The sequence below is a fragment of the Vogesella oryzae genome, assembly GCF_902829295.1.
GTDB classification, from domain to species: domain Bacteria; phylum Pseudomonadota; class Gammaproteobacteria; order Burkholderiales; family Chromobacteriaceae; genus Vogesella; species Vogesella oryzae.
Map to the genome: position 1 here is coordinate 157,172 of NZ_CADEPL010000055.1, position 11,223 is coordinate 168,394.

General features: G+C 66.6%; 9 protein-coding genes. 3 read left to right on the plus strand and 6 right to left on the minus strand.

The window, feature by feature from the left end:
• Positions 1-2: 2 nt before the first annotated feature.
• From HU218_RS15745 to HU218_RS15755, 3 genes are read left to right on the plus strand one after another with little or no spacing between them, the layout of a single operon-like run.
• Positions 3-761 (plus strand): F0F1 ATP synthase subunit delta, encoded by a 759-nt coding sequence (locus tag HU218_RS15745; protein ID WP_174875883.1) that lies wholly within the window; start codon positions 3-5, stop codon positions 759-761.
• Positions 739-2,208: a F0F1 ATP synthase subunit alpha gene (locus tag HU218_RS15750; protein WP_217450848.1), complete on the plus strand. Its 1,470-nt coding sequence runs from the start codon at positions 739-741 to the stop codon at positions 2,206-2,208. Before HU218_RS15745 ends, HU218_RS15750 begins: the two co-directional genes overlap by 23 nt.
• Positions 2,192-3,010, plus strand: coding sequence for a F0F1 ATP synthase subunit gamma (locus HU218_RS15755; RefSeq protein ID WP_174875885.1), 819 nt, complete (start codon positions 2,192-2,194; stop codon positions 3,008-3,010). The genes HU218_RS15750 and HU218_RS15755 overlap by 17 nt, the downstream gene beginning before the upstream one ends.
• Positions 3,011-3,129: 119 nt before the next feature.
• On the opposite strand, the gene HU218_RS15760 is transcribed toward HU218_RS15755, so the two are convergent.
• The 6 genes from HU218_RS15760 to HU218_RS15785 form a co-directional block, all read right to left on the minus strand.
• The gene (locus HU218_RS15760) at positions 3,130-3,414 is read right to left on the minus strand and encodes a BON domain-containing protein (protein WP_174875886.1); all 285 of its coding nucleotides are present in this window, start codon (positions 3,412-3,414) and stop codon (positions 3,130-3,132) included.
• Positions 3,415-3,640: 226 nt separating this feature from the next.
• Positions 3,641-3,964, minus strand: a complete 324-nt coding sequence (locus HU218_RS15765; protein WP_174875887.1) for a YdbL family probable chaperone protein — start codon at positions 3,962-3,964, stop codon at positions 3,641-3,643.
• Between the two features lie 9 nt (positions 3,965-3,973).
• The gene (locus tag HU218_RS15770) at positions 3,974-4,150 is read right to left on the minus strand and encodes a YnbE family lipoprotein (RefSeq protein ID WP_174875888.1); all 177 of its coding nucleotides are present in this window, start codon (positions 4,148-4,150) and stop codon (positions 3,974-3,976) included.
• Positions 4,147-6,825, minus strand: a complete 2,679-nt coding sequence (locus tag HU218_RS15775) for an intermembrane phospholipid transport protein YdbH family protein (RefSeq protein WP_174875889.1) — start codon at positions 6,823-6,825, stop codon at positions 4,147-4,149. The genes HU218_RS15770 and HU218_RS15775 overlap by 4 nt, the downstream gene beginning before the upstream one ends.
• A gap of 3 nt (positions 6,826-6,828) precedes the next feature.
• The gene (locus HU218_RS15780) at positions 6,829-9,162 is read right to left on the minus strand and encodes a putative bifunctional diguanylate cyclase/phosphodiesterase (protein WP_174875890.1); all 2,334 of its coding nucleotides are present in this window, start codon (positions 9,160-9,162) and stop codon (positions 6,829-6,831) included.
• 109 nt (positions 9,163-9,271) lie between these two features.
• The coding region (locus tag HU218_RS15785; RefSeq protein WP_174875891.1) for a patatin-like phospholipase family protein at positions 9,272-11,223 on the minus strand (1,952 nt) is incomplete at its 5' end.

The window sequence follows — 11,223 nt, forward strand, 5'->3', positions numbered from 1 at the left end:
TCATGGAGCTGAACTGGACTACCTTTGTGCTGGAAATCATCAACTTTCTGGCACTGCTGTGGCTGCTCAAGCGCTTCCTGTACCGGCCGGTGCTGCAGATACTGGCCGCGCGCCAGGCCGGCATCGAACAGCAGCTGGCAAGCGCACGGGATAGCGAGGCTCGGGCCACGGCAATGCAGCAGCAGTTTGCCTCGCGTCTGGCCGACTGGGAGCAGGAAAAGGCCGCCGAGCGACGCCGCTTCGATGCCGAACTGGCAACAGAAAAAGAACGCCAGCTGGCCAAGCTGGGCAAGGAGTTGGCCGCAGAGCGCGAGCGCAGTGCCGCGCAGGACGCCAACCGGCTGGCGACGCAGCGGCGCCAGCTGGCGGGCGAGGCCAGCGTGCAGGCACGGCAGTTCGCCAGCGCGCTGCTGGGCCGTCTGGCCGGGCCGGAGCTGGAGGGGCGGCTGGTGCAATTGTTCATCGCGGAGCTGGACGCCTTGCCGGAGGAGCAGCTGGCCGAGGTGCGTGCCGGCCTAGACGGCCAGGGGCAGGGGGTGGTCAGCACTGCGTTCGAGTTGCCGGCCGCACAGCGCCAGCAAGTGTCGGCGGCGGTCGCGTCGCGGCTGGCGCCGCAACTGGCGCTGGAATTCCGCGTCGACCCGGCGTTGTTGTCCGGCGCGCGGCTGAGCCTGGGGGCCTGGCGCCTGGATTTCAGTCTTGCCGGCGAGCTGGCGTTTTTTCCGGAGGCGGCAAGCCGTGGACAACGCCAGCAACCGTGACTGGCTGCAGGCCTACCGGCCGCAGCTGCGCATCAGCGAGGTCGGCAAGCTGGTGGCCATCGGCGATGGCATCGCCCGCATCGAGGGGCTGCCTTCGGCGGCAATGGACGAAGTGCTGTGCTTCGAGGATGGCAGCGAGGCGCTGGTGTTCGATCTGGGCCGCAAGCATATCGGCGCCATCCTGCTGCGGCAGTGCCACGGCTTGGCCGCCGGCGCCTCGGCGCAGCTTACTGGCCGCCGGCTGGATATCGCTGTCGGCGACGGTTTTCTCGGGCGGGTGATTGACCCGCTGGGGCAGCCGCTGGACGGCGGCCCGGCGGTGGAGGCTAGCCGCCGGCGCGCGCTGGAAGTGTTGTCGCCGCCGATCACCGCGCGCGACTTTGTCAATCGCCCGCTGCTCAGCGGCAACAAGATGGTCGACACCATGATCCCGATCGGCAAGGGACAGCGGCAGCTGATCATCGGCGATGCCGGCACCGGCAAGAGTTCGCTGGCGCTGGATACGCTGGTCGCGCAGAAAGGGCGCGATGTGCTGTGCATCTATGTGCTGATCAGCCAGAAGCGCTCGGCAGTGGTGGCCACCATCGAGACCCTGCGCCGCGCCGGGGTGCTGGACATCAGCTGCGTGGTGGTGGCCGAGGCGACCACCACGCCCGGACTCAAATTCCTGGCGCCGTTTGCCGGCTGTGCGCTGGCCGAAGAATGGATGCATGCCGGCCGCGACGTGCTGATCGTCTATGACGACCTGACCACCCATGCCCGCGCCTACCGCGAACTGTCGTTGCTGCTGCGCCGCCCGCCCGGTAGGGAGGCGTATCCGGGCGACATCTTCTACCTGCATTCCCGCCTGCTGGAGCGCTCGACCTGTCTGGCCGCAGCGCTGGGCGGCGGCAGCATGACCGCCTTGCCGATTGTGGAAACCGAGCAGGGCGAAATCTCCGCCTATATTCCGACCAACCTGATTTCCATTACCGACGGCCAGATCTATCTCGATCCGGCGCTGTATGCGCGCGGTTTTCTGCCGGCCATCGACATCACCCGCTCGGTGTCGCGGATCGGCGGCAAGGCGCAGCTGCCGGCGATCAAGCACGAGGCCGGGCGCATGAAGCTGGACTTCTTGCAGTTTCTCGAACTGGAGGTGTTTACCCGTTTCGGTTCGCGGCTGGAGGCCAGCGTGGAAAGCAAAATCCGCCGCGGCCAACTATTGCGCGAGCTGCTGAAGCAGGACCGGCTGTCGCCACTGTCGCCGGAGCAGCACATGGCCTGGCTGGTGGCGTTCAACGAGGGATTGTTCGATGCCGTGGACAGTGCCGCGGTGCCGCTCCGGCTCGCGCGGCTGCTGCAGCGGGCAGCAGCGGCAAGCCCGGCGCTGAGTGCCGGGGCGGATAGCTGGCGTCACCAGGTAACGGCCTGGCTGCAGGAGGCGGAACATGAGCCGGCGGCGTGAGATTGCCCAGCGGCTGGCGGCGCTGAACGACATCGCCGGCATCCTGTCGGCGATGAAGGGGCTGGCGCTGATGGAAGTGCGGCTGCTGACCGACTTCCTGGCCAGCCAGCACCGGATGGTGGCCGGCATCGAAGCGGCGGCCAGCGAATTTTTTGCAACGCATCCCGAGTTTTTCACGCTGGATGCGCCGGAGCAGGAGTTCTATCTTCTGGTCGGCGCCGAGCAGGGCTTTTGCGGCGATTTCAACGAAGCGCTGCTGGCGCAGCTGCCACAGGCACCGCTGCGCTGCATGGTGGTCGGGCAAAGGTTGGCCGCACGTCTGGGAGCGCGGGCAGCGGTAGAGCAGGTGCTGGCCGGGGCGACGGTGGCCGACGAGGTGCCGGCGGTGCTGCTACGGCTCACCGCGGTGCTGGGCAAGTTGCTGACGCCATCACTGCAGCGCGGCAGCGGGCTTTCGGTGCTGTATCACTGCGCCAACAGCGGCAGCATCCGCCTGCGCCGGCTGTTGCCGATCCGCGGTTTGCCGGCGCCGGCGGCAACGCTACCGTATGCTGCCGAGCTCAACCTGAGTCCGGGCGCGTTTCTGCACCGGCTGACCGGACACTACCTGCATGCAGTGCTTAACGAGGTGCTTTATAGCTCGCTGATGGCGGAGAACTACCAGCGGCAAATACACATGGATAGCGCGTTGCAGCACCTGAACGAAGACAGCGCCCGCCTCAAGCTCAGCTACAACCTGCAGCGGCAGGAGGAGATTACCGAAGAAATCGAGGTGATCCTGCTTTCGGCCAATATGCGCTGAGCCGCTTGCCGGCTTCCGCAAGTCTGGCGCACACAGAATGCAAAAAGAGACCGCACAGGTCTCTTTTTGCTTGTTCCGCAGCGCGGCCGGCTATTGGCCAGCCCGCTTCCCGCCAGGGATTACTGCTTCGGAACGATATTGTTGAACACGTATTTAACGCCTTCAACCTTTTCGGCGATCATGCCGGCTTCCGCCATCTGCAGGCCTTCGTTAACGCTGCCTTCGATGGTGACATCGTTGTTCTTGCTGGAAACCTTGAGGTTGAACGGCTTCAGGCTGCTGGATGCGTCGATGGCGGTTTTTACTTTCTCAGCCAGTGCCATGTCCTCCGCCTCGCCGGCGAAAGCCGCCATGCTGCTGGACAACAGGGCAACAACAACAGACAGACGAATCAGGTTTTTCATGTGAGATCTCTCGTGAGTAATGACCCGAAAGCCGGGCGGTGCACGGAGATACTAGGTTTCTCGTGTTACAAGAATATTTAACAAAACCGACAGCTCGCCGTCATAAAGTGTTGATCCGCTAGCCGCTTTTGCCGTCAGCGGCGGTAGCGGTGCTTGACCGTACCCCCAGTGGCCGAAAAGCAGACAGCCAGGCATCGGCCTGGCTGTCGTTATCGGGCAGAGGGGCTTATTTCTTTACCCACTGGCCGTTAGGCGCCTTGACGTAGCTACCGGACGCGGTCTTTTCGATCGCCTTCTGGCCGGCCAGCGCCGCCACCTGGTCCAGCGTGGTGCCATTCTTCTTGGCGATGGCGTCGTAGGCTTCGCGGCGCTTGGCATTGATGTCGGCGGCCAGTGCCACCGCTTCCGGTGTGGCTTTCACCACCCCCAGATAGCCATCCGGTTGTTCGCCTACCAGGCCCTGCGCCTTGGCGCCGCCAATATCCAGTGCCATTGCCAGGCCGCTGCAGAGCAGCAGGCCAATTGCCATCCATCGTGCTGCTGTTTTCATGTTGTGCTCCTAGAACAGACCGCTGTCAGTGGTGAGACTATCGACATCTTTTTCCACTTTCAGGCGGATCTCGTGATCGATCTTCACATTCAGATTGATGGTGATGGGCTCCTTGGGCACTTCCAGCGCTACCCGCGGCGTGCAGGCGGCCAGTGCCAGGAGCGGTATCAGCCAGACGGGTTTCATGGCGAGTTCTCCGGTGTGGGGTTGCGTGTGGCAGCCGGCTGTTTGCGGGCCAGCACACGGCGTGAAATTTCATCTCCGATACGCAGGCTGCGTAACAGCTCCAGCACATTTTCACTGTGGCTGTAGTTTAGGACTACCGGCTGGCGGTTTTGTTTGGGGTTGACCCCTTTCAGCGTCACCCGGGCGTCCAGCAAGCCGCTTTGCTGCATGGCCAGCCGCGCCTGGAAGTCGTTGACGTCCAGCTCGCTGAGCATGTCCAGCGCCAGTTGTACGGCACGGTTGGATTGTGCCATGGCATTGACGCTGGCGCTGGCCGGTACGCGCAGGGTCAGCTCGCCTTCGTTGCGCAGCAGGCCGTCCTGCAGGGCGATACCGGCCGGCAGCAGCTGCAGCGGCAGCGTGCCGCCGACGCGGCCGCTCAATTGTACGGTCGGTTGCGGGTCGTTCTGCAAGGCGGCCAGCGCGGCCAGATCCAGCTGCCGCACGTTGACGTTCTGGAAGGCGCTGGACGGCCAGTGCAGGCTATCGGCCTGCAGGCTGCCGCCCAGCAGTTTGGCGCGCACGTCGTCCAGCTGCCAGTCGTGCAGGTCGGAGCGCAGCGTGAGCGAAATATCCTGCAGCAGGGTGCCGACATCCAGCTGCGCCAGTTGCAGCGGACCGTCGCTTTGCAGTTGCAGCCGCTCCGGGCTTGCGGCCAACGTCAGCCGGCCGCTACCGCCGCTGGCGAGGATGCCGCCCCAGTCCAGCGCCACTCCGCGCAACTGCGCGTCGCCGTCCAGCCGCCACTGCCGCAGCCATTGCCACTGCAGCTTGGCGGCGAGGTTGCCCTGTTGCAGGGTAAAGCCCAGCCCACGGCTCATGGCGGCGGAAAGCGGCGTATCCAGCTGCACCTCGCCACGCGCTCCCTGGCCGGCGCGGCGGGCGTTCAGTTGCAGCGTACTGCGCCAGGTTGGCAGTTGCAGCCGGGCGGCGGCGCGCTCGCCGGACAACTGCAGCGTGCCGCTGGCAGCTGGCAGCGACCAGCGGCTGCTGACGGCGCCGCCAGCGGCGAGTGCCAGTTGGCCGCGGGCACCACGACCATCGGTTTGCAAGGCGCTGCTGGCCTGCAGGCTGAACGGCTTGAGCAGCAGTTTGCCGATCAGCCCTTCGGCCACGCTCAGTTTGCTGCCCGGCTCCAGTTGCCACTGGCCGGCAGTGCCCCGCCAGTTGGCCGCCAGCTGCAGCGTACCGCCCTTGTCGTAAAACGGCAGGCGGCTGCCGGCAGCGAGGCTGCCTTGCCAGCCTTCTCCCTGCCGCTGTGCGGCCACCGTGCCCTGCAATGGCCAGTGCTGGTAGTGGCCGTCAAAGCGCGCCGTGAGTTGCGGCCGCTGCGGGTCGATGGCGGCCAGCGGCAGGCTGATGGTCAATGCCAGCGGCGCCTTGTGTACCGCCAGCTGCAGCGGCTCGCCATGCGCGCCCTGTGGGTCGAGTTGGCCGCGCCAGTGGCCGGTCAGCCGGTAGCCGCTGTACTGGCCGGCCAGCGCCAGTCCGCCTTGCCATTGCCAGCGGCCATCGCCCCACTGCAGCGCGCTGTCGTCGCTGGCCAGGCGCAGTTGCTGGTAGTCGAGCCGGAACGGCAGGCGGCTTTGCCCGCTGGCGCTGAGCGGCAGTTGCCAGGCGCGCGGCCAACTCAGGCGTACGCCTTGCGGCAGTTGCAGCTCGCCGGCGGCCAGCGTCAGCTGTCTGTCCGCCCATTGCAGCGGGATGCGCCCCTGCAGCTCCTTGCCGCGCAGTAACAGCAGGCCGCTGCCGCGTTGCAGTTGCTGGTCTTGCGGCGAGAGCTGCAATTGCAGCGTGCCTTGCGGGCCACTGGCCTGCAGGTCGGCCTGCAGCTTGCGCACGCCATCCAGATCGCCACTGGCCTGCAGTACCCGTCCCGGCTGCAGCAGCCAGCCGGCGGCCAGCGGCAGGGTTTGCGGCAGCGAGGCATCCAGTTGCCACTGCCGGTTAGCAAGCGTTATCTGCAGATGGGCATCGCCGCGGCGGGGTTCGCCGTGGTAACCCAGCTGCTGGCCAGCCGCCTGGAGGCCGGCTTGCAACTGCCCCGGCAACCAGCGGCCGCTGGCCTTGAGCTGCCAGTTGCCCAGCAGTTGCGGTGCCAGACGGGCGGCGGCCAGGCTGCCATCAGCCTGCCACTGGCCGTTGTCGCGGCGGTAATCCACGTTCAGCCGGGCATCGCCTTGCGCCAGCTGTGCCAGCCAGTGCTCGTGTTGCTGATTTAGCGTGATACGCAATGGTGGCAGGGCAGGGAGCTGTAGCCGGGCGATGTGCAGGCTGAGCGGCGGCAGGCCCGCAGGCGGGGGCGCTGGCAGCTCGCGGCGCCCGGGTTGGCCGCAGCTGTGCAGCGTCAGTTGCTGCAGACTGAGGCGCAGCGGTTGCCAGCCGGCGATGCGCAGGTCGCTGCCTTGCGCGGCGAGGCAGCCCTGCTGCCGCCATTGCCACTGCGCCACGGTGGCGCCGCCATCGCGCCAGCCCAGCCCCTGCCACTGCAAGCCTTGCTGCCGCAGCCACCAGCTGCCGCCCGCCACGGCGGCGGCCAGCAGCGCCAGCAGCAGCAATAGCGCCAGCAGCAGCCGGCGGCGCCAGCGCGGACGAGCTGCCGCGGCTGCGGTGGCTGGATGGTCTGGTGGCTGCATGGCTTAACCGGCCACCGCCAGCCGGCGGCGCAGGCTGTCGAATTCGTCCTGCGGCAACGGCCGGCTGAACAGGAAGCCCTGGAAGGCCTGGCACTGGTGCTGCTGCAGAAAGTCTTGCTGGGCGGGGGTTTCCACCCCTTCGGCCAGCACCCGCAGCCCCAGGCCGGTGGCCATGGCGATGATGGTCTGCGCGATGATGGCGTCGTTGTGGCTTTGCGGCAGGTTGAGGATGAACGAGCGGTCGATCTTCAGTTCGTCCAGCGGCAGCCGCGACAGGTAGGACAGCGAGGAGTAGCCGGTGCCGAAATCATCCAGCGAGAAGGTGATGCCCAGCTGGCGCAACGCCTGCATCTTCTGCAGGGTGTCTTCCACGTCGTCCAGCACCATGCTTTCGGTCAGCTCTATCATCAGCTGGGCCGGATCGGCGCCGCTGCTGGCCAGCGCGGCTTCTACCTGCGCCACGAAGTCGGACTGGCGGAACTGGCGGGCGCTGATGTTGACCGACAGCTGCTGCAGCGGTTGCCCTTGTTGTTGCCATGCGGCCAACTGCCGGCAGGCATCCTGCAGCACCCACTGGCCGATGGGCAGAATCAGGCCGGATTGCTCGGCCAGCGGGATAAAGTGGCCGGGCGGCACCAGGCCGCGTTGCGGATGCTGCCAGCGCAGCAGCGCCTCGGCGCCGATCAATTGCTGCCGGCTGTTGAGTTGCGGCTGGAAGTACAGCTGCAGCTCGTTGCGCTGCAAGGCCAGATGCAGGTCGCTTTCCAGCTGGCTGCGTTCCTGCAGCGCCGCCTGCATGGAAGGATCGAAGAAGCGCAGCGCGTCGCGGCCATCGCTCTTGGCCTGGTACATCGCCACATCGGCGTATTTCAGCAGCGCTTCGGCCGACTCGCTATGGCCGAGGAACAGCGCGATACCCAGGCTGGCGGTGGCATGGAAGGTCAGCTCGCCCAGCTGGTAGGGCTGCGCCAGTACCTCGCGGATCTTTTCCGCCACCTGGCCGGCCTGGATGGCGGCCTGCTGCCCGTCGCTGCCCAGGTTTTCCAGCAGCAGCACGAACTCGTCGCCACCCAGCCGTGCCACGGTATCGCTTTCGCGCACATGCTGGTTCAGCCGCAGCGCGGTTTCCTCCAGCAGCTGGTCGCCGATGTCGTGGCCGCGGCTGTCGTTCAGGTGCTTGAAGCGGTCCAGATCGAGGAAGATCAGCGCGCCGTGGTGGCGGCTGCGCTGGCTGGCGGCCAGCGCCTGGCGGATGCGCTCCAGCAGCAGGCGGCGGTTGGGCAACTGGGTCAGCGGGTCGTAATGGGCCAGGCGGTGGATTTCGGCCTCGGCCTCGCGATGGCTGGTGATGTCGGAGAAGGCTGCGATGAAGTGGCTGATCTGTCCATCCTCGCCGCGCACCGCCGAGATGGTCAGCCAGGCAATGAACAGGCTGCCGTTCTTGCGCCGGTTCCATACCTCGCCCTGCCAGTAACCGTGGCCGGCAATCTGCTGCCACATGCCGGCGAAAAACGCCGCATCGTGGCGACCGGATTTGAGCATGGCCGGCGTGTTGCCCAGCGCCTCGGCGGCGCTGTATCCGGTCAGCATGCTGAAGGCGCGGTTGACGCGCACGATCACGCCATCGGCCTGGGTCAGCAGCATGCCTTCCTGGGATTCGAAGGCGATGGCGGCGATGCGCTGTTCTTCCTCCAGTGCCTTGCGCGCGGTGATGTCGCGCGAGATGCCGAACATGCCGCGCACCTGGCCGCTGCTGCCATGCAGTGGCCCCTTGGTGGCAAGGTAGACCACGCTGCCCTGGCAGGTGCTGAGGGTTTCTTCGTAGGTGTGGGTGCGGTTTTCCGTCATCACCTGGCGGTCGTTGGCCTGGATCTGTACCGCCTGCTCCGGCGGAAACAGAAAGCTGTCGTCGCGCTGCAGTACTTCCTCGGGCGCGCGGCCGGTGACGCGCGCTGCCTCGCGATTGAACAGCAGATAACGGCCGGCACTGTCCTTGGCAAAAATGGCATCGGAGGAGTTGTCACAGATTTCCGTCAGCAGCCGCTGCGCCGCGGCTTGTGCCTGCAGTGCCGCCTGCTCGCGCTGTGCCAGTTGGGCGGCCAGCGCCAGCTGGCGGCGGATCAGGCCGTACAGCAGCAAGGAGGTAACCGCCACGAACAGCCAGCCCTTGATGGTGCTGACCAGGGTAAGGGTGGCGGGGTCGCGAAACAGCACCGCAGCCAGCTGGTCGGAAAACAGTATCCACAGTGCGGCGAAGATGGCGTAGCCCATCACCGGGCGTAGTGGCGAGGGCGTAGCAGACTGCGGCGTTGTCGCGGGGGCTTGATCGTGCTTCATCACATTCCTTGTGCCGTCAGCTTGCAGGCGGCGTGCCCTGTACTGACTGTAGTGCAAGGTGACCGGCGGCGCGCGGTGGGGGCGGGGCGTTGCCGGCGGCGGAGGGCGCTCAATATTCCACTCCCAGATTCAGATAGCCGGTCAGCTGGCCGCCACGGCTGGTGCCGGCGCCGAGGAACAGCGGCCCCAGCAGAGTGTCGGCGCCGACAAACAGCGTGCCGCCGGGCAGCCAGCCGGTGTCGCGGCCGCTGGGTACCTGCGACCACATCTTGCCGGCTTCGGCCGAGGCGCCCAGATACAGCCCGGTGCCGATCGCCGACGGCAGGCTGGCCACACGCCAGGACATCATGCCGCGCGCAAACAGCATCTGCCGTCCCAGCAGCTGCCCCGGCTGGTAGCCGGACAGATAGCGGAAGCCGCCCAGCTCGAACACATTGTTGTTGTCGTTCTGGCTGCTATAGCCACCGCGCAGGCTGAAATGCCAGCTGATATCACGCTGGTCGGTGGTGACGGTGTCCAGCGACAGCGAGCCGCTGGCCGGCGGCCGCTCCTCGCTGTTGCTGCGCGACGACGGCGCGCGCGCTTCCAGCGTGGCGGCGTAACCGCTGCGCGGCCAACGCGGGTTGTCCAGCTGATCCAGCGCCAGCCGCACGCGCATCCCTTGCTCCGTGCTGTCGTAGGCGTCCAGCGCGGCGCTGGCTGAACCGACCTTCAGCGTCAGGTCATCGCTGCTGCGGTACCAGCCGGTGCGGACTTCGCCCATTTCGGCAAAACGCCAGCCGATATCGGCATATACGCTGCGGGTGCGGCGGCGGTATTCCGCCTCCGGCTGGTTGTCGGTGACATACAGCGAGTAGTTCTTCTCGCGATAGCTGCCGGACAGGCTGGCAAACAGCGGCGAGCTGGCCGAGAGCGGCTGGTACCACTCGGCACTGTAGGTCGGCTCCTCGCCGATCTTGGCCTCGGCCAGCAGGCTGCCGCCGGCGCGATTCAGCCAGCTGCGGCGATACTCGCCCAGCAGCGAGAAGGTGGCGTCGCCCTGCGAGCTGGAACGCAGCTCCAGCCCGCCGCGCAGGTAGTTGGGGCCGGTGTTGCGCTCCACCGCCCGCACTTGCGCCACGTTCTGGCCATCCTGCTGCTGCAGGGTGTAATCCAGCTTTTCCAGATCGCCTTCGGCAAACACGTCCTGCAGGCGACGGTGGAAGCTGTCCAGCGGCAGCCGGCTGAGCGCCAGCTTGTCGCTCAGCGCGGCCGGCTCGACAAAGGAAAAGTCGCCGCTAACGTCGACACGGTCGATACGCGGTGACGGGTTGCTGCTGCGCCTGGCCTGCCATTGCAGATAGTCGGCCGGCGTGGCGGCCAACGTTTGCAGCCGCTGTGCCACGGCATCCGCGGCGCGGCGGCCAGCGTCGATGATCTGGCGGCTGGCGGCAAAATCGGCGGGGGTGATGCCGTCCAGCTGCGGGCGGATCAGGATGTCGTCCGGCCCCAGCAGTGCCAGCGATTGCTTGCTGTTGCGCGCCACCATCAGGTAGGTGGTCTGGTCCAGCACGTTGAGAAAGTTGTTCAGCTGCTCGCGCGGCACCGGCGGCGAGCCGACATCGACCACGATCAGCACATCGGCGCAGCGGCCTTGCAGTTCTTCCACCGGCAGCTGGCGTGCCATACCGCCGTCCACCAGCAGCCGGCCGCCGGCCTCCACCGCCGAGAACATGCCGGGCACCGCCATGCTGGCGCGCATGGCCAGGCTCAGGTCGCCCTTGTCGAACACCACCGGCTCGCCGTTTTCCAGGTCGGTCGCCACCGCGCGGAACGGGATGCTCAGCGCATCGAAGCTGTCGACATTGCGCGCGTGGGTCAGCTGGCGGATGAACAGGTCGATGGCCTGGGCGTTGATGGCCGCCGGCGGCAGCCGCAGCTTGCCGTCACGGAAGCCGAAAGTGAGGTCGAAGTAGTTCTTGCTGTCGTTGTGTTTGCGCTGGTAGGGCACATCCTCGCGCCGCGGCTTGCCGGCCAGCAGCGTGTCCCAGTCGGCAGCGTTCAGCACCTGCTCCAGGTTCC

What these genes read in the sequence shown, in the direction of transcription:
- HU218_RS15780 (WP_174875890.1), bottom strand. Translation starts at nt 9,162, where the DNA reads ATGAAGCACGATCAAGCCCCCGCGACAACGCCGCAGTCTGCTACGCCC.
- HU218_RS15745 (WP_174875883.1), top strand. Translation starts at nt 3, where the DNA reads ATGGAGCTGAACTGGACTACCTTTGTGCTGGAAATCATCAACTTTCTG.
- HU218_RS15770 (WP_174875888.1), bottom strand. Translation starts at nt 4,150, where the DNA reads ATGAAACCCGTCTGGCTGATACCGCTCCTGGCACTGGCCGCCTGCACG.
- HU218_RS15760 (WP_174875886.1), bottom strand. Translation starts at nt 3,414, where the DNA reads ATGAAAAACCTGATTCGTCTGTCTGTTGTTGTTGCCCTGTTGTCCAGC.
- HU218_RS15775 (WP_174875889.1), bottom strand. Translation starts at nt 6,825, where the DNA reads ATGCAGCCACCAGACCATCCAGCCACCGCAGCCGCGGCAGCTCGTCCG.
- HU218_RS15765 (WP_174875887.1), bottom strand. Translation starts at nt 3,964, where the DNA reads ATGAAAACAGCAGCACGATGGATGGCAATTGGCCTGCTGCTCTGCAGC.
- HU218_RS15755 (WP_174875885.1), top strand. Translation starts at nt 2,192, where the DNA reads ATGAGCCGGCGGCGTGAGATTGCCCAGCGGCTGGCGGCGCTGAACGAC.